Annotated in this window: 15 protein-coding genes and 2 pseudogenes; 15 read left to right on the top strand and 2 right to left on the bottom strand. The window is 54.3% G+C overall.

The genetic code is table 11. The annotated features are described in order from the left end of the window. Positions 1 to 5: 5 nt before the first annotated feature. Both VN24_RS09185 and VN24_RS09180 read left to right on the top strand, forming a co-directional pair. Positions 6 to 635, top strand: a complete 630-nt coding sequence (locus VN24_RS09185; protein WP_045673139.1) for a methionine ABC transporter permease — start codon at positions 6 to 8, stop codon at positions 633 to 635. 46 nt (positions 636 to 681) lie between these two features. Continuing rightward, positions 682 to 1,530: a MetQ/NlpA family ABC transporter substrate-binding protein gene (locus VN24_RS09180; protein ID WP_045670156.1), complete on the top strand. Its 849-nt coding sequence runs from the start codon at positions 682 to 684 to the stop codon at positions 1,528 to 1,530. 115 nt (positions 1,531 to 1,645) lie between these two features. On the opposite strand, the gene pdxR is transcribed toward VN24_RS09180, so the two are convergent. Next, the gene (gene pdxR / locus VN24_RS09175; protein ID WP_045670155.1) at positions 1,646 to 3,124 is read right to left on the bottom strand and encodes a MocR-like pyridoxine biosynthesis transcription factor PdxR; all 1,479 of its coding nucleotides are present in this window, start codon (positions 3,122 to 3,124) and stop codon (positions 1,646 to 1,648) included. Between the two features lie 168 nt (positions 3,125 to 3,292). Between pdxR and VN24_RS09170 the strand changes: the two are divergent. After that, a pseudogene (locus tag VN24_RS09170) lies at positions 3,293 to 4,068 on the top strand (PhzF family phenazine biosynthesis protein). Between the two features lie 164 nt (positions 4,069 to 4,232). Continuing rightward, positions 4,233 to 4,386 (top strand): annotated as a pseudogene (locus VN24_RS26855) (AAA family ATPase); the annotation flags it as partial. Between the two features lie 6 nt (positions 4,387 to 4,392). Here the strand turns inward: VN24_RS26855 and VN24_RS09160 are convergent. Continuing rightward, positions 4,393 to 4,776 (bottom strand): hypothetical protein, encoded by a 384-nt coding sequence (locus VN24_RS09160; RefSeq protein ID WP_052702873.1) that lies wholly within the window; start codon positions 4,774 to 4,776, stop codon positions 4,393 to 4,395. Positions 4,777 to 5,208: 432 nt separating this feature from the next. Between VN24_RS09160 and bioA the strand changes: the two genes are divergently transcribed. From bioA to VN24_RS09105, 11 genes are all read left to right on the top strand, one after another. Beyond that, a complete protein-coding gene (gene bioA, locus VN24_RS09155; protein ID WP_045673137.1) occupies positions 5,209 to 6,540 on the top strand; it encodes an adenosylmethionine--8-amino-7-oxononanoate transaminase in 1,332 nt (443 codons plus the stop codon). Continuing rightward, entirely contained in the window at positions 6,540 to 7,466 is a 927-nt protein-coding gene (bioD, locus tag VN24_RS09150) for a dethiobiotin synthase (RefSeq protein ID WP_082083691.1), read from the top strand. Before bioA ends, bioD begins: the two co-directional genes overlap by 1 nt. A gap of 134 nt (positions 7,467 to 7,600) precedes the next feature. Further along, a complete protein-coding gene (gene bioB / locus VN24_RS09145; protein ID WP_045670153.1) occupies positions 7,601 to 8,599 on the top strand; it encodes a biotin synthase BioB in 999 nt (332 codons plus the stop codon). 6 nt (positions 8,600 to 8,605) lie between these two features. Beyond that, on the top strand, positions 8,606 to 9,793 hold the full coding sequence (bioF, locus tag VN24_RS09140; RefSeq protein WP_045670152.1) for an 8-amino-7-oxononanoate synthase: 1,188 nt from the start codon (positions 8,606 to 8,608) through the stop codon (positions 9,791 to 9,793). Beyond that, on the top strand, positions 9,790 to 10,659 hold the full coding sequence (locus VN24_RS09135) for an alpha/beta hydrolase (protein ID WP_045670151.1): 870 nt from the start codon (positions 9,790 to 9,792) through the stop codon (positions 10,657 to 10,659). The genes bioF and VN24_RS09135 overlap by 4 nt, the downstream gene beginning before the upstream one ends. A 29-nt stretch (positions 10,660 to 10,688) precedes the next feature. Then, positions 10,689 to 11,675, top strand: coding sequence for a malonyl-ACP O-methyltransferase (locus VN24_RS09130; protein ID WP_045670150.1), 987 nt, complete (start codon positions 10,689 to 10,691; stop codon positions 11,673 to 11,675). 424 nt (positions 11,676 to 12,099) lie between these two features. Continuing rightward, the gene (gene nikA, locus VN24_RS09125) at positions 12,100 to 13,632 is read left to right on the top strand and encodes a nickel ABC transporter substrate-binding protein (protein WP_045670149.1); all 1,533 of its coding nucleotides are present in this window, start codon (positions 12,100 to 12,102) and stop codon (positions 13,630 to 13,632) included. After that, positions 13,633 to 14,586, top strand: a complete 954-nt coding sequence (nikB, locus tag VN24_RS09120; RefSeq protein ID WP_045670148.1) for a nickel ABC transporter permease — start codon at positions 13,633 to 13,635, stop codon at positions 14,584 to 14,586. A 56-nt stretch (positions 14,587 to 14,642) separates the two neighbouring features. Further along, positions 14,643 to 15,422 (top strand): nickel transporter permease, encoded by a 780-nt coding sequence (nikC, locus tag VN24_RS09115; protein ID WP_420798627.1) that lies wholly within the window; start codon positions 14,643 to 14,645, stop codon positions 15,420 to 15,422. Continuing rightward, complete coding sequence (locus VN24_RS09110; RefSeq protein ID WP_045670146.1) at positions 15,419 to 16,216, top strand: ABC transporter ATP-binding protein; 798 nt, start codon at positions 15,419 to 15,421, stop codon at positions 16,214 to 16,216. The genes nikC and VN24_RS09110 overlap by 4 nt, the downstream gene beginning before the upstream one ends. Further along, positions 16,213 to 16,977 (top strand): ABC transporter ATP-binding protein, encoded by a 765-nt coding sequence (locus tag VN24_RS09105; protein WP_045670145.1) that lies wholly within the window; start codon positions 16,213 to 16,215, stop codon positions 16,975 to 16,977. Before VN24_RS09110 ends, VN24_RS09105 begins: the two co-directional genes overlap by 4 nt. Positions 16,978 to 17,007: the final 30 nt, after the last annotated feature.

Raw genomic sequence — 17,007 nt, 5'->3', positions numbered from 1 at the left:
CGGAGATGGTAAAAGCTTTCAATGAGACGTTGTATATGGTCGGCATCTCGCTGTTCCTGTCGATCTTGGCCGGCATTCCGATCGGCATCCTGCTGTTTATCAGCGACCGCGGGCTGTTTTTTGAAAACCGTGCCTTCAATGTGCTGTTAGGTTTTGTGGCGAATCTGGTCCGTTCGATTCCGTTTTTGATCCTGCTTGTACTGCTGCTGCCGGTAACACAGGGTCTTCTGGGCACGACGATCGGTCCTACGGCGGCGGCGGTGCCGTTGTCGGTGGCGGCGATTCCGTTCTACGCCCGGCTGGTGGAGGCCTCGCTGCGGGAAGTCAGCAAAGGCGTCATTGAAGCGGCGGTGGCGGCGGGCGCGAAGCCGTGGCTTATCATCCGCGAGGTGCTGCTGCCCGAAGCTAAGTCCGGCATCATCTCCGGGCTGACGATCACGGCAATCAGTCTGCTCGGCTACTCGGCGATGGCCGGTACGGTCGGCGGCGGCGGGATCGGCGACCTGGCGATCCGCTTTGGCTATTACCGTTACGATAATCTAGTGTTGTTTACAACGGTTGTTGTGCTCATCGTACTCGTCCAAATCATTCAATTGATCGGTGACTGGGCGGCGCGCAAAGTCGATAAACGTTGAGATGAAATACCATACTGTGCATGGAAAAAAGGAGATCAACAAGCAAATGAGAAAGTCGATTACACTCTTGATGATGATGGCACTCGTACTTACGGTGCTTGCAGGCTGCGGCGGCAAAGACGCAAGCCAGAACGGCGCAGCTTCCGAGGGCGGAAGCCCGGAGAAGAAAGCGCTGAAGATCGGCGCGACGGCCGGTCCATACAGCGACATGGTCAGCAAAGCGATCGCCCCGATTTTGGAGAAAAAAGGATATACGATTGAAGTGGTGGAATTCAACGACTACGTGCAGCCGAACAAGGCGCTGGCGAACGGCTCGATCGATGCGAACCTGTTCCAGCACGTCATTTATTTGCAAAAGTTTTCGGCCGACAACAAGCTCGATCTGAAAGACGTCATCAGCGTGCCGACCGCACCGATGGGGCTGTACTCAAACAAGTTCAAATCGATTGACGAAATTGCGGAAGGCAGTCAGCTGGCCGTTCCGAACGATCCGGCCAACCTGTACCGCGCGCTGCTCATGCTGCAGGATTTTGGAATCGTGACGCTCAAAAAAGACGCCGATCCGTCCAAAATTTCCGAGCAGGACATCGACCAGAACCCGAAGAAACTCGTCGTGAAGCCGCTTGAGGCGGCACAGCTACCGCGGACGGTCGGCAGCACCGATCTGGCGGTTGTGCCGGGCAACTTCGCGCTTGCGGCCAAGATGGATTTGACATCCGCCGTGAAGCTGGAAAACATGCAGGAAAAATACCGCAACATCGTCGCGGTCAACACGAAGGATATCGACAGCCAGTTCGCGAAAGATTTGAAGGCAGCGATCGAATCGCCGGAGTTTGTGGCCACGATCGACGACCAATTCAAAGGCTTCTCGAAGCCGGAATGGATGACGAAGTAAAATAAAGAGCGGTGGACTGGGACAAAATAACGTCCTGGTCCACCGCTGTTTTTTTATCATCCGCAAAATCGCTCACCGCCTCCAAAAATTTATATTTTTCTACATCTGATTGACATCAAAAATAGGGCGAGTGGTCATGCAATTTTTTTGACGATATTTCGGAATGGAGTATGCTGCATAATGTTGTAACTCCTTGGTGCAATTGTTGCTCGCTCATGTAAGAGTAACTCAATCGTAAATGATGATTTTCTTGCTCGACAGGATAACATGCCGACCCGGGTAAAAAGGATAGATGCTGCTTTTTCGCTTCCAATAAGAGGAGATTAGTATCGATCCAAGAAGGAAGACTGATCCATAGGTTTAATCCCCCCTCCGGGATTACCCATGATACGCCGTCAGGCGAATGTTGTGAAAGTAAATCAAGAACCAAATCGCGTCTTATCCTCAGAGCCGTTCTTAGTTTTTTCATATGATCGGTCATTTTTTTAGATTGGATAAACGGCAATAGTATTTTTTGTGTAAGCAAAGGACTTCCTAAATCAGCATTTGCCTTGGCTGCCAATAGACGATTGAATATGGAACCGGAAGCGGCTAATATTCCGATTCTGCAGCCTGGCGCAAGTGTTTTGCTTAAACCCTTCAAGTAGATGACATGACCGTAATGATCCATACTTTTAATGGCAGCCGGCGGTTTTTTATTAAAATAAACTTCACTCCATGGATCGTCCTCAATAATAATGCTTTGGATGCTTTGAGCCAGATCAAGAATCTGCCTGCGGCGTTTGGAAGTCATAACAACACCTGTCGGATTATGAAAAGTAGGAATGGTATAAATAATTTTTGGTTTATGCTTGTCGCATAAATGTTGAAGAATATCTACTCGCATCCCGCTATGATCAACAGGCACGGTGAGTATTGTAGCCCCTCTCCCCCGAAAAACATCAATCGCTCCCGGATAAGTGGGGGCTTCCATCACCACTACATCACCTGGTCCGATAAAGGTACGGGCAATAAGATCGATTCCTTGCTGTGAACCATTCGTAACTAATAGGTTATCCGGTTCAGCAGGAACTTCAGCTTTTTTTAAATACTCATACATTGCATTTCTAAGTTGTGAATCCCCTTGAATCTCTCCATATTGAGAAAAAATTTTTGGGTTTTCGGAAAGAATTTGCTGAATCTCCCGCTCCAGAGGTCGATTAAGGAGAAGTCCGGGATCAACCATGGAGGACGAGAGGTGAATTTTTTCCGGGACATGATGAAAACGGGCAAACTGGGATCGAGGTAAATAATTTTGAACAGATAGCTGCCAATTAAATGGAAGAGCCTCCGTTTGTGTATCCGCTGCCGCTTTTCGTTCCGCATTGACGAATGTTCCTTTTCCTTGAACGGAGTTAATAAAACCGTCTTGTTCCAATTCGTTGTATGCCTTCACGACGGTAACCAAACTCACTTCAAGCTGTTTCGAAAGATCGCGTACGGAAGGTAATTGCATTCCTTCTTGCAGAAATCCTGATCGGATTTGGTCAACTATAGAGAGATATATTTGCTTGGAAAGTGAAATTTCAGCATTGCGTTGAATTTCAAAGTACATATTGATCTCCTTTAAGTGTTATATAAAGGTGTTGAGTGTTATATATGGTTTCGATATAAAATAACATTGTCGAGCAAATACATTATAACATTTTAAACGAGACAACTCCGGTGTGAGAGAAGAAAATCAACATGGTTAAGTTTGGATAAAAACAAGGAGGTTATACCAATGAAATATTACGTCGTAGACGCGTTTGCCGAGAACTTGTTTGAAGGAAATCCTGCTGGTGTCTGCATCATGGAGAAATGGCATTCAGATGATACGATGCAAAACATTGCTATTGAAAACAATCTTTCCGAAACGGCATTTGCTGTGAAAGAGGGGGACGGCTATCGTCTCAGATGGTTTACTCCCGGGGGAGAGATTGACCTCTGCGGCCATGCTACTTTGGCAACAGCGTATGTTATTGCCAACTATTATGAACCTCATGTAGAGCAAATCAAGTTTCAAACAATTAGCGGGGAACTTGTTGTCGTAAAAAAAGGGGACCTTTATGAAATGGATTTCCCGAGCATCATGCCCGAACAATTTACGCTGACAGAGCAAATGGTCGAAGCCCTTGGGTAAGGCCTATTGAAACCTATCTGGGCAGAGATTTATTGTTTGTACTGGAAAAGGAAGACGATGTCCAAAATGCTGCCCCCAATTTTCCTAAGCTGGCACAATTACAGGATGGTTTGGGCGTTTTAATTACTGCCAAAAGCGAAACATACGATTTTGTTTCCAGGTGCTTTTTCCCGAAATTGAATGTGAATGAAGACCCTGTCACCGGTTCTGCACATTGTAATTTCATCCCATACTGGGCAAAACGTCTAGGAAAGGATGAAATGGTGGCAAGTCAGCTTTCCAGACGCGGCGGAACGTTATACTGCAAATCTTTCGGAGATCGAGTAAAGATGAGCGGATCGGCAGTTTTATATGCAATCGCTGATATTCAGCTTTAGGCGATGAAAATTACGGTCAGGATCCATGATTGACCATTGCAGCCCCGTTCCGGTTGATCGTTTGGATCGTACCGGTAGTAGCCGTCCCATCATGAGCGGCATGACCTGTTTTCCTTGCGGAAGAGTTTCCGCATCGGCTTCCCGCTCCTGATGGGAACAGACGCATTTTTGTAGCCGGCACCGACACCGGCGTCGGCAAGACGGTTGTGACGGCGGCTCTCGCCGCCGCGCTGCGCGCCGAAGGACTGCACCGGCGTCTGGAAGCCGGTGCAGTCGGGCGCGCCGCTTGGCCGCGGCGAGACCGATGCCGAGCGGTTAGTTGAATCAATCATAGAAACTTACTTTTACATAGGAATCGTTTCCCTTAAATAAGACAAGCTCCGCCTGATCGTTAGTACCGTCCACATAGTTGTTCACGTAGAAGGTTTTGCAGCTGCCTTTGGATATGAAAGCTGTGCCCACAGTTTCAGGCGGATTTCCGGATTCGTCAACCTCATAAAGCGTAAACGTGTAGCCGCTGCCGCTGCTGCTTAAGAGACATGCTTGAAAGTATCCTCCACCGGATTTTATCGTCGGGCTCTGATACGTCATCCAGTAACTGCCTTTGTAATCCCATGCTCCTGCTCCGGCGAAAGCTGAAAAAGGAAACATGAATGGGACCGTAAAAGTAAGAAGAACCGTAAACAGCAGCTTGAACTTCAATTTCATTTGTAAATCCTCCTCTGCAAGTTTTTGTAACATATACAAATTATACCAACCAGTCTTCTTTGTCTATCCGACTAAACTCCCGATAATTGACACGTCATCTATTACTTTAGACACTTTTTAAAACCTATGTCTTTCTTCAAAAATGATAAACAAAACGGGAAGGAATCGGTTCATAACCGGTCATCGTGATGGCTGAGTATCCCTGAGTAATATTTAGCAATGCTAAGTATTTCTTTGTTAATTTGAATTAAATCCCGGTCACGCCCTTAGCGCTTAGCGTTACTTACGAAATTTCATTTACAGCCGGCCCTTGCTCTGCTAGAATGGTCACAATTAATTGTTAACCTTATTTGGTTCTAATTTGGTTAACAAATACATAAGGCAGAAGAGGAGGTACCATTCGTGACTGCGCAGTACGAACGGCTTGCGGCCATGAACAAGGCTCACTTATGGCATCCTTTTACGCAAATGAAGGACTACAATAACGCCGATCCGCTCATAATCGAACGCGGCGAAGGCGTCTTCCTTTACGATGTTCAAGGCCGGGCCTATTACGACGGGTTCTCGTCCGTGTGGCTCAATGTGCACGGGCACAACGTTCCGGAGCTGAACGAGGCGATTACGGACCAGCTTGGGCGCGTTGCTCATTCCACGCTGCTCGGCATGGCTAACGTCCCGGCCATCGAGCTCGCGGAGCAGCTGGTCCGGATCGCTCCGAAAGGATTGCGGAAAGTATTCTACTCCGATTCCGGAGCGACCGGCGTCGAAATAGCGCTCAAGATGGCGTTTCAATATTGGCGGAACAAAGGGGTGTGCGGCAAAACGGCGTTCGTCTCGATGAATGAGGCGTACCACGGCGATACGATCGGCGCGGTCAGTGTCGGCGCCATCCCGCTCTATCACGAAACGTTCCGTCCGCTGCTGTTCAAGCCGCACCTGATCCCGTATCCGAACGCCTACCGCCATGAAGGTGGCGCCGCTGCGGCGATGGAGGAGACACTGTCCGCGCTGCGGCTGCTGCTGCAGACGCGGGCGGAGGAGATTGCGGCGCTCATTGTGGAGCCGATCGTGCAAGGAGCCGGCGGCATTATTGTGATGCCGCCGGGCTGCCTGCGCGAAATCGCGGCGCTGTGCCGCGAGTACGGCGTGCTGCTGATCGCCGACGAAGTGGCGACCGGCTTCGGCCGCACGGGAGCGATGTTCGCCTGCGATCTCGAAGCGGTAGCGCCCGATTTGATGGTCGTCGGCAAAGGGCTGACCGGCGGATATTTGCCGGTCGCGGTGACGCTGGCGACGGACGAAGTATACGGCGCTTTTTATGCCGATTATGAGGAGCGGAAAACGTTCTTCCACGGCCATTCCTTTACGGGTAATCCGCTTGGCTGTGCGGTCGCGCTCGCAAGCCTGCGGCTTATGGAAGAGCGGAACATGGTCGAGGGCGTCCGGACGAAAGCATCGTTTGTGGAGCGGAAGCTGGCTCCGCTGCTTGCGCGCAGACATGTCGGCGACATCCGCCAGCAGGGACTGATGATCGGCATCGAGCTTGTGCGCGATAAAGAGTCGCGCGCGCCTTACGATTGGGAGGAGCGGATCGGCGTCCGTACGACGAAGCGCGCCCGCGAGCTCGGCATGCTGACGAGGCCGCTCGGCAACGTCATTGTTTTCATTCCGCCGCTTGCGAGCACCGAGGCCGAGCTTGACGCCATGACCGATATTTTGGCCGAAGCGATCGTGAGTGTGACCGAGGAAGGCTGGGACGGATAATGAAGGCGGGCGGCTTAGAAAGCGGAAGTGAATGGGGCCGGGAATGGAATCGCGAACGAGGCGATGAACCGAGACAGGAATGGAGCGGTGACGGGCAGCTCGAACGGAGCCGCGAGAGGGATCGCGAATCGAGCTTTGAACGGGAACAGGAACGGAGCGGTGACGGGGAACGCGAACGAGGCTGCGGCGGAAGAGGAAGGCGGCTGCGCGGGATCTTCGTAACAGGGACCGACACCGGCGTCGGCAAGACGGTCGTGACGGCGGCGCTCGCCGCCGCGCTGCGCGCCGAAGGGCTGCAGGCCGGCGTCTGGAAGCCGGTGCAGTCGGGCGCGCCGCTTGGCCGCGGCGAGACCGATGCCGAGCGGCTGCTGCAGGCGGCAGGGATCGGCGAGCGGCCGGAGGCGGTGGCGCCGTTTACGTTCGCGGCGCCGCTGACGCCGATGCTGGCCGCCCGGCAGGAAGGCGTCACCTTGACGCTGGATGCGATTGTCGCTGCGGGCGCGCCGCTGGCTGATCGTTACGAGGCGCTGCTCGTCGAAGGCGCGGGCGGTGTAGCCGTGCCGCTGACCGAAGAAGCGCTCGTGGCGGATCTCATCGCGCAGCTGGCGCTGCCAACGCTGATCGTGGCCCGCTCCGGGCTCGGCACGATCAACCATACGCTGTTGACGGCGGCGCTGCTGCGAAGCCGCGGCGTTCCGGTAGCAGGCGTTATTTTGAATGACAGCGGGCCTACCGATCCGCAGGAAGATCCGAGCGTCGCTACGAATGCGGAACTGATTGAGAGGTACGGCGGCTTAAAAGTGCTCGGGCGATTTCCCCGGGTGCGCGATATTGCCAATACGGAAGCGCTCGTGCAGGCGGTTTGCGAACATATTGATTTAACGGCGGTAAAAGAAGCGCTTGCCTTTCCGGACAAATGGATTTAACAGCCGATGAAGAAACGTTTGCCATTTGTGAACGATTGGATGCAACGGGTGAGAGAGAAGCGCGCTTCGCATGCGAACATAGCCTATGCTTACGAAGTGTTTTTCTTACGAAAAACTTTAGGAGGATGATGGAGATGACCAAAATTCAAGCCGGCCTAAACTGGCAGCAGCTTGCCGAGAAAGCGCTCGGCGGCTACCGTTTAACGATGGAAGAAGGGCTCGCCGTGCTCGAGGCCGACAACGACGACGTGCTGCCGATTTTGCAGGCTGCTTTTACGGTACGCAAACACTTTTACGGCAAAAAAGTAAAGCTCAACATGATTATTAACGCCAAAAGCGGCCTTTGCCCCGAGGATTGCGGTTACTGCTCGCAGTCGATCGTTTCGACCGCTCCCGTAAAAAAATATACGCTGCTCGACAAAGACACGCTGCTGGCAGGGGCGCGCGAAGCGATGGCGCGCAAAGCGGGCACCTACTGCATTGTGGCGGCCGGGAAAGGGCCGACGGACAAGGAGCTCGGCCAGGTTGTCGAAGCGGTCAAAGAAATTCGCGCCACGATGCCGCTCAAAATTTGCGCATGTCTCGGCATTTTGAAGGAAGGACAGGCGGAGCAGCTGGCGGAAGCGGGCGTGCATCGCTACAACCACAACTTGAACACAAGCAAAGCGAACTACCCGTCGATCACGACGACCCATACGTACGACCAGCGCGTTGAAACGGTGGAAAAGGTTAAGACGCACGGCATGTCCCCCTGCTCCGGCGTCATTATCGGCATGGGCGAGACGAACGAGGAAATTGTCGAAATGGCATATGCGCTGCGGGAGCTCGATGCGGATTCGATCCCGGTCAATTTCCTGAACGCCATCCCGGGAACGCCGCTGGAAAACGCGGGCCGCACGCCGGCGATGAAAGCGCTGAAAGTGCTCGCTTTGTTCCGGTTTATTTGCCCGTCGAAAGAAATTCGCGTCGCCGGCGGCCGCGAAGTCAATCTGCGCACGCTGCAGCCGCTGTCGCTGTACGCAGCCAATTCGATTTTTGTCGGCGATTATTTGACGACGGAGGGCCAAGAGGTAACGGCCGATCATCATATTATTGAAGATTTGGGCTTTGAGATTGAACTTAGCGCCCTGTAAGGCGGGATGACCATGCTGAATTGGATGGAACAAGAGCTTGAGGCTTTGGCGGAGCGATCACTGGAACGATCGCTGCGTACCGTATCGGCTGCGAAGGATTGCCAAGGTTATATCGAGAGCGGGGGGCGAAAGCTGCTCCATCTGTCCTCCAATGACTACCTAGGGCTGGCCGGGCATCCCGACATTGCAAACGCGATGCGGCAGGCGCTGCTTGACGAAGGGGCCGGTTCCGGCGCCTCCCGCCTCGTGACGGGCAACCGGCCGCCTTACGCCCGTCTCGAACAAGCGCTTGCCGTCTGGCAGCAAAGCGAAGCTGCGCTTGTTATTGCAAACGGCTATATGGCGAATACCGGGGTCATTGCGGCGCTTGCGGGGCGGGGCGATGTTGTATTCAGCGATAAGCTGAACCATGCCAGCATCGTGGACGGCGTGACGCTGAGCCGCGCGGAGCATGCCCGGTACCGCCATAACGACATGGACCATTTGCGCTCGCTGCTGCACAAGCACCGCGACAAGCGGCGCAAATTAATCGTCACCGACGCGATCTTCTCGATGGACGGCGATCAGGCGCAGCTGCGCGAGCTTGCAGAGCTGAAGCACGAATACGGCGCGATGCTGATGGTGGACGAGGCGCACAGCGGCGGCATATATGGCGCGCGCGGCGAAGGATTGTGCGCCGAGCTCGGGCTGCACAGACAGGTGGACGTCCATGTCGGAACGTTCAGCAAAGCGTTCGGCGTCTACGGCGCTTATGTCAGCGGCAGCCGGACGCTTATCCGCTGGCTGACCAACAAGGCGCGGCCGCTCATATACTCGACCGCGCTGCCCCCTTCGCTCGTCGCCGGCATCTCGGCATCGCTGGAGATCGTGCAGGCGGAGCATTGGCGCCGCCTGCGGCTGCGGGAGGGAAGCCGGCTGTTCCGGTCCAGGCTTGCTGCAGCCGGATTGAACGTCGGGGCCGGCGATTCCCCGATTGTGCCGGTAATCGTCGGCGACAACGCGGCGGCGCTCCGCTTCAGCAGCACGCTCGAAGCCGAAGGCATCGCCGCCGTCGCGATCCGGCCTCCGACGGTGCCTGACGGCAGCGCGCGCATCCGCTTTTCGTTGTCGGCGGTCCACACCGATGAACAGCTGGCTGATGCTGCCGACAGGATTATCCCGATAGCGTCCGGCTTGGGGGTGGTGCCGCGATGAGCAGTTCCGGCGGAACGATGTTGTGGCTGACGGGATGGAGCATGCCGGATGCGGTATTTGACGGGCTGCGCATGATGCTGCCGGACTTTCGTCATTTGTCGGCGGATTTGGGCTCCGCGACATCTCCGGAGGAGATAACGGCGCGAGCCGAGCAAGCGGCGCTGGCCGCCCGGCATGCGCCTGCTTTGGGTGAAACGACCGTCCGGCATGCGCATGTCTTAAGTGATGCTGCCTCCCGAATTGCTCTCGCTTCGGATGAAACGGCCGATTCGGCAGCGCCCGCCCTGGATAAGCCGGCTGCTCTCCGCGGCCCGCTGCTGATCGCGGGCTGGTCGCTCGGCGGCCTGCTGGCGCTGCGGCTCGCCGCGCAGGGGCTCGCGGACGGCCTCGTGCTGCTCGCGGCAACCGCCCGTTTCGTCCGGCCGAAACATGAAACCGATCGCGGCTGGCCGGACGGATACGTTCGCAGGATGAGCGCTGCGCTTGCCGGCGACCGGCAGGCCGTCGAAACGCAGTTCCGCAGCATTCTGTTCACGGACGCGGAATGCGAATCCGGACTTGACGCGAGCCTTCCGGCAGCCGGCAGCTGGACGACGCCGGCGCTTCTGGCCGGTCTGGACCTGCTCCGCCGCGAGGAGCAGCTAACCCGGCTGCCGGAAATCGATTGCCCGGTTCTGCTCGTTCACGGCACGGACGATAAGGTCTGTCCGTTTGGCGCCGCCCAGGAGATGGGCGAGCTGCTGCCGCAAGCGGAGCTGATCGCGGCAGAAGGATGCGGGCATGTCCCGTTTCTGGGGCGGGAAGCCCAAACGGCTGAAGCGGTTAGGCGCTGGTGGCATAACGAACGAAGACGCCAGCATGGCTGACAAGAATGGATTCGGAAGGAGCGTGCGGTATGGCTGGCGAAAAAAAATCGATTCTGCGGCGGTTTAACCGCAGCGCGGCGGGCTCATATGATACACACGCCCTCGTACAGCGAAGCATGGCGGACAGGCTTGTCCACTTGCTTGCTGCGCGGCCGGTGCCGGCGGGCGGCGCAGCGCGGGAGCCTGCCGTGCTCGAGATCGGCTGCGGCACCGGCATTCTGACCGAAAAGCTGCTGCGCCATCTGCCCTGCGCTTCGCTTACGGCGATTGATCTTGCGCCGGCAATGATCGAAGCGGCTAAACAGCGCGTAGTGACGGCTGCGGAGGCTACGTCGGCTGCGGAAACCCGAGGCGGGGCCGATCCGGCGCGCTCCTGCGGTTCAGGTCTGTCACACGGTTGCGCTTCCGATCCGGGGCGTGGCCGCGGTGATGACCTGACTCTCCGCAGCCGTGCCGACGACGGAACCGCTCCCGCCATCCATTTTCTCGCAGCCGACGTCGAAACGTGGGCGGCCGCTGCCCCCGCCGCTTCATTCGACCTCATCGTCTCGAATGCGTGCTTTCAATGGCTGCGCCGTCCGGAAGAGACGCTTGGGCACTTAAGGCGGCTGTTGCGTCCCGGCGGCCTGCTGGCGTTTACGACGTTTGGGCCGGATACGTTCCGCGAGCTGCACGCCGCGTTTGCCGCCGTTTACTGCGCTTGCGGCCTGGAGCCGCAGCGGCACGGCTTGTCGTTCCGAACAGTGGGGGAATGGAAGCAGATGCTCAAGCAAGCCGGATTCACAAACGTGCAATGCGATCGCTCGCTGCAAACGGAATGCTATCCGACCGTCGGCGATTTTCTGCACTCGGTCAAAGGGGTCGGAGCGAGCGCTTCCGAAGCGCAAGCTCCGCGCGGTCTGGGAGCACGGCGTCTGTTCGCAGGCATGTATAAAGAGTACGAACGTCATTTTTCCATCCCTGGTGGCGTCGCCGCCACTAACGATCTTCTTTTCATCCACGCCGTATTGCCTTGACTATCAGCTGCAGTTTTTTTTGATCCGGAATCATCTTTCTATCGACAGGTCGTGACCTATGTCCGAGCCATACTTGCTTAATCGGTCATTCGGGAAGACGATGGGTGAATCTTGTTTTTACAAGAGTGCCTATCGTTTTTTTCTTTTCTACACAAGCTCCAAAGTTTCTCTTAATGTGACCGTATAAATCTATTTTTTGCTGTATTGGAGTATAAATGTAATGTTCATGGCTACGGGTATCATCATATTGACGATTACACGATCGGCTGATATACTCTCATGAGAGTAATTATTACTATTAAACCGGACTCGTTCGGTTTTTTCTTTTGATTATATATCGTAATAATTACATATAGATCGGATACGAAAAAAAGCGGTCTATTGCTCGCAATCGTCACGTGTACGAAAAAATGGAGGTCAAACGATGTCGAAGAGGTACCATATATTAATTCTGTTCATCTTATCCGCGGTTCTGTTGGCAGCTTGTTCTTCTACGCCTGCACCTTCCGAAGGACAAACGAAGAAGAAGTCCGTGAACCTGCTCTTTAATTTTGCAGCGAGCTCGCTTGATCCTCATGTGGACACCAGTTATGTGTCGCTTCGTGCAGGGATAACGGAAACATTGGTACACCTTAATGATACAAGCTTGACGATCGAGCCTTGGCTGGCGGAAAGCTGGGAAAGCCGGGATGGCCAACTGTGGACGATTAAGCTGAGAGAAGGCGTTACGTTCCATAATGGCAAATCTATGGATGGGGCCGCTGTTAAAGCGTCTCTGGAGCGGGCCATGAAAGACAGCCTTGCGGTAAAGAACGCCCTCCGCATTCAATCCATCGCGGCAAATGCCCATACGTTGACGATCAAAACCGAGGTTCCGTTTCCCGAATTTCCATCGGAATTGGTTCATCCAAACACTTCCATTATTGACGTAACGGACGCGAATTATGTGAAAAAACCGGTCGGAACAGGGCCGTTTGCCGTCGCTTCCTTTACGCCGCGGACAGCAGTCGATCTCGTTCGGTATGACGGTTACTGGAACGGAGCCGCAAAACTGGACTCCGCCAGATTTTCGTTCAACGAAGATGCCAATGCCCGCTCCTTGGCTCTTCAATCGGGAACCGCCGATATCGTGTTCCGCCCTGAAGTCGAAACGCTTTCCAATTTAGAAGCGATTCCGGGCGTGAAAGTGGAGTCCACCTCGACGTTCCGCGTGCACCAAATGACGATGAACCTGGAACGGAAGGCGCTGCAGGACATTCATGTCCGCAAAGCGATAGATGCGCTTATCAACCGGCAAGCGATTGTGGACACCATTTTGAGGGGACATGCCGAAGCTGCGACGGGGCCTTTCCCGTCTACCTTCTCGTTTGCGCCGGACTACCCGGACAAAAAGAGCGGACTGGACGCGGCAAGAGCTCATCTGGAAGAAGCAGGCTATACGGAAGTGAACGGGGTGATGCAAAAAAACGGCGAACCGCTCACCTTAAAACTGCTGACGTACAGCGCGCGCGCCGACTTGCCCTTAATTGCACAAGTGTTTCAATCCGATGCGAAGAAGCTCGGAATCGACGTGCAAATTCAGTTGATCGAAATTCCGGAAGAATATATGGCGGCCAAACGGGATTGGGATCTGGCCACGTACAGCAATTTAACCGCGCCTCGCGGCGATGCGGGCTACTATTTGAACGCGACGTATCATCCGAACGGCGCCTTGAATTTCAGCGGTGCGGATAATGATCATTTAACCGCTCTTATCGACAAGCTGAACGCAACGGTAGGACAAGAAAAGCGGTCGGTCATTGCGGAACAGATTGCGAAGTATGTCGATGAACAAGTGTATAACTCGTTTGTGCTGCATCCGAACACGCTCGTCGCTTACAAGTCCGACAAAGTTCTGAACTGGGTGACGTCCCGGAGCGAATATTACATGCTGACGAATGAATTGGATGTGAAGTAAATGTTCCGGATTTTAAGCCGGCGATTTATCGAGGTTGCGGTCTTTCTGCTGGTCATCACCTTCATCAGCTTTCTGTTTGTGCGTCTCGCTCCCGGCGATCCGGTGCTGACCATTTTAAATGTCGATGACGTATCGGTGACGCAGGAACAAGTGGAGGCGCTGCGTGAGCAATTGGGGTTTAACGATCCTTTGCTCGTGCAGTATGGCCGCTGGTTGTTTGACTTTGCAAGACTTGATTTTGGCAACTCCTATATTACGAATCAGCCCGTGATGGAAATGATTGCAGGCGGACTGCCGGCAACGCTTGAACTGTCATTCGGCGCCCTGATTGTCATGCTTCTGGCGGCGATTCCGCTTGGCTCGCTCGGCGCTCTGTACCGGGGAAGCTGGATCGACCAGATCAGCCGGGGCGTATCGCTGCTCGGCGCTGCCGTCCCGAGCTTCTGGCTGGCGCTTATTTTCATCGATTTGTTTGCGGTACGGTGGGGGGTACTTCCTCCGATGGGCAGGGACAGCATCGTTTCCGCTTTGCTTCCTTCTCTTACGTTAGGACTTGCCATCACCGGCGTTTACGTTCGTTTATTGCGTTCGAGCCTGCTCGACGCGCTCAGCAATGAATTTATACGGGCGGCAAGATCGAGAGGATTGTCGGAAATGCGGATTTTTTTCGCACATGCCTTTCGCTCTAGTCTTCCGCCTGTTATGACCGTATTCGGGATGAGCCTCGGCAGCTTGATAGGCGGCGTTGTCGTGATTGAAGTGATTTTCGCTTATCCGGGTATCGGCAAAATGGTCGTTGACTCGATCAGGTCGCGGGATTACCCGGTCATCCAAGGTTATATGCTGATCATGGCGATTATTGTATTTGTTGTAAACAGCGCCGTCGATTTATCTTACCGCTATTTAAACCCGGAAATGCGGATCAAAGAAAGGAAAAACATCTCATGGAGGTAGCACTGACAAAGAAAAGTACCAACAAGAAGCGGTGGATATATGCCGCTCTGCTCTCCATGGCCGTGTTGTTGATTGCTGCCGCTGCATACGCCTTCCTTGTGCTGAAGCACGACCCGTCGCTTGTCAACCTGACCGGACGATTGCTGCCGATGAGCTTGGAACATCCGCTCGGAACGGATCATCTGGGGCGAGACGTCTTGACGCGTCTGCTGCTGGGAGCGCAGCTGACGGTTGGATACAGTGTCTTATCGCTGCTCATTGCGGTTGTCATCGGGTTGCCGTTCGGTCTGCTGGCCGGCTTTAAAGGCGGCATGGTGGACCGGATTTTGATGCGGATCGCCGACGCCTTTTTGTCATTTCCGGATACGATCGTGGCGATCGTGCTCAGCGGTCTGCTTGGCGCGGGCATTGAAAATTTGCTGCTGGCGATTGTACTTGTGAAATGGGTCAGTTATACCCGTCTGGTCCGCAGCACCGTATTGACAGAACGGCAGAAAGATTATGTTACGATCGCGAAAATTAACGGTCTTGGCTCCGGGCGGATTATGATTAAGCATTTGTTTCCGCATGTGATCGGGAACGTGCTTGTGCTTGCCAGCCTCGATTTAGGAAAAATCATTCTGGTCATTTCTTCTCTTTCCTACATCGGACTCGGCGCTCAGCCTCCGGCACCCGAATGGGGGGCGATGCTCAATGACGCCCGTCCGTTCTTTCAATCCAATCCGGCGTTGATGATTTATCCCGGACTTGCGATTGTGTGGGTCGTTCTCCTGTCCAACTTGCTTGGAGATTATTTGCGCGACCGATTTGATGTGAAAAAGGAGGTCGGACGATGAGCCTGTTATCCGTAAACCGTCTGACCGTGACCGGTAAACAAACGAGAATCGTGAACGATATCTCGTTTCACATTCAGAAGGGAGAATGGTTTGCGCTTGTGGGGCAAAGCGGCAGCGGAAAGAGCATGACGGCATCGGCAATCGGACAACTGCTCGCTCCGAACCTGCAGGCGGCAGGGGAAATCCATTATGCAGGCCGCAATTTATTAGCGCTGTCCCCTTCTGAAATGCGTAAATTACGCGGCAAGCATCTCGCTTACATTTTTCAGGATTACCAAGGTTCGTTTACGCCGTTTCTTACGATCGGGCGTCACTTTGAGGAATATCTGCGGCGGCATGTGCGCTTATCCAGATCCGAACGAAAAGAGCAGGCGAGGCAAGCGCTTGCTTCCGTCGGCCTGCCGGAAGAAATGTACGCGAGATACCCGGTTCAATTAAGCGGCGGCCAGCTGCAGCGGGTATCGATCGCGATTGCGCTGCTCCTGAAGCCGGATCTGTTGATCGCGGACGAGCCGACGACGGCACTCGACAGCGTGAGCTCTTTTAAGGTTTTGGAATTATTGTCCCGGCTGCAAGCGGAAACCGGCTGCGCGATTTTGTTTATTACGCATGATTTGCGTCACGTGCGGAAATATGCGGACCGCATTGCGGTCATGAAAGACGGCGTTATTATTGAAACGGGGGACAAAGATCAAGTGCTGAATCATCCGCAGCAATCGTATACCGAATTGCTGATCCGCTCGTCGCCATCGCTCGGAACCGGACTGCCGCTTAGGGAAGGAGTGACACGATGAGCTTGCTGGAGGTCAATCATGTCCATAAAAGGTACGATCATGGAGCCGCTGTGCTTAAGGACGTCAGCTTTACGATGGAGAGAGGGCAATGTTTAGGACTTGCAGGCGAAAGCGGCTGCGGCAAAAGCACGCTTGCACGCTGTCTGCTGCTCATCGAGCCGATCGATGCGGGCAGCATCCGGTTTGAAGGAATACCGCTGCATAACAAAAACGAACGCCGTTTAAAACCGTATCGCAAACATATCCAGGCCGTTCTGCAAAACCCCGCCGCGGCGCTCAATCCGAAGCTGAAAATAAAAGACTCCCTGCTCGATCCCTACTTGCAATTCGGCCGCGAAGCCGAGCTGAAACATTTTCAATATACGAATGAAAAAGATTTCGTCGCGCAGCTGCTGGGCGCTGTCGAGCTGCCGTCAAGCCTGGCCGATCGTTATCCGCATGAGCTGAGCGGCGGGCAGAAGCAGCGGGTGACGATTGCCCGCGCGATCAGCATTGAACCGGCCGTTATTATTTTGGACGAGCCGACCTCGAGTCTGGATGTGCTGTCGCAAGCGGCTGTTTTGGGTTTGTTGGACCGTTTGCGGAAGCAGCTTGGCACCTCATATCTGTTCATCTCGCACGACCTCTCGGCTGTTTATGCCATGAGCCAGCAAGTGATGGTGATGCGGGAAGGGACGATTGTGGACCGCTTCGCGAAGGAACAGCTTTTTGCCGAAGAACGGCATCCGTATACGAAAGAGCTCATCTCCATGTTTGAATGAAAAATATGCTGCAACTGCATGAATGACTTC

Origin of the sequence: Paenibacillus beijingensis (assembly GCF_000961095.1) — a bacterium.
Classification (GTDB): Bacteria; Bacillota; Bacilli; order Paenibacillales; family Paenibacillaceae; genus Paenibacillus_O; species Paenibacillus_O beijingensis.
Note: the sequence above shows the minus strand (reverse complement) of the source record. Positions and strands in the feature narration are given on the sequence as shown.

What these genes read in the sequence shown, in the direction of transcription:
- VN24_RS09110 (WP_045670146.1), top strand. Translation starts at nt 15,419, where the DNA reads ATGAGCCTGTTATCCGTAAACCGTCTGACCGTGACCGGTAAACAAACG.
- pdxR (WP_045670155.1), bottom strand. Translation starts at nt 3,124, where the DNA reads ATGTACTTTGAAATTCAACGCAATGCTGAAATTTCACTTTCCAAGCAA.
- VN24_RS09160 (WP_052702873.1), bottom strand. Translation starts at nt 4,776, where the DNA reads ATGAAATTGAAGTTCAAGCTGCTGTTTACGGTTCTTCTTACTTTTACG.
- nikA (WP_045670149.1), top strand. Translation starts at nt 12,100, where the DNA reads ATGTCGAAGAGGTACCATATATTAATTCTGTTCATCTTATCCGCGGTT.
- bioA (WP_045673137.1), top strand. Translation starts at nt 5,209, where the DNA reads ATGAACAAGGCTCACTTATGGCATCCTTTTACGCAAATGAAGGACTAC.
- nikC (WP_420798627.1), top strand. Translation starts at nt 14,643, where the DNA reads ATGGCCGTGTTGTTGATTGCTGCCGCTGCATACGCCTTCCTTGTGCTG.
- VN24_RS09130 (WP_045670150.1), top strand. Translation starts at nt 10,689, where the DNA reads ATGGCTGGCGAAAAAAAATCGATTCTGCGGCGGTTTAACCGCAGCGCG.
- bioF (WP_045670152.1), top strand. Translation starts at nt 8,606, where the DNA reads ATGACCATGCTGAATTGGATGGAACAAGAGCTTGAGGCTTTGGCGGAG.
- VN24_RS09135 (WP_045670151.1), top strand. Translation starts at nt 9,790, where the DNA reads ATGAGCAGTTCCGGCGGAACGATGTTGTGGCTGACGGGATGGAGCATG.
- VN24_RS09105 (WP_045670145.1), top strand. Translation starts at nt 16,213, where the DNA reads ATGAGCTTGCTGGAGGTCAATCATGTCCATAAAAGGTACGATCATGGA.
- VN24_RS09180 (WP_045670156.1), top strand. Translation starts at nt 682, where the DNA reads ATGAGAAAGTCGATTACACTCTTGATGATGATGGCACTCGTACTTACG.
- bioB (WP_045670153.1), top strand. Translation starts at nt 7,601, where the DNA reads ATGACCAAAATTCAAGCCGGCCTAAACTGGCAGCAGCTTGCCGAGAAA.
- nikB (WP_045670148.1), top strand. Translation starts at nt 13,633, where the DNA reads ATGTTCCGGATTTTAAGCCGGCGATTTATCGAGGTTGCGGTCTTTCTG.
- VN24_RS09185 (WP_045673139.1), top strand. Translation starts at nt 6, where the DNA reads ATGGTAAAAGCTTTCAATGAGACGTTGTATATGGTCGGCATCTCGCTG.
- bioD (WP_082083691.1), top strand. Translation starts at nt 6,540, where the DNA reads ATGAAGGCGGGCGGCTTAGAAAGCGGAAGTGAATGGGGCCGGGAATGG.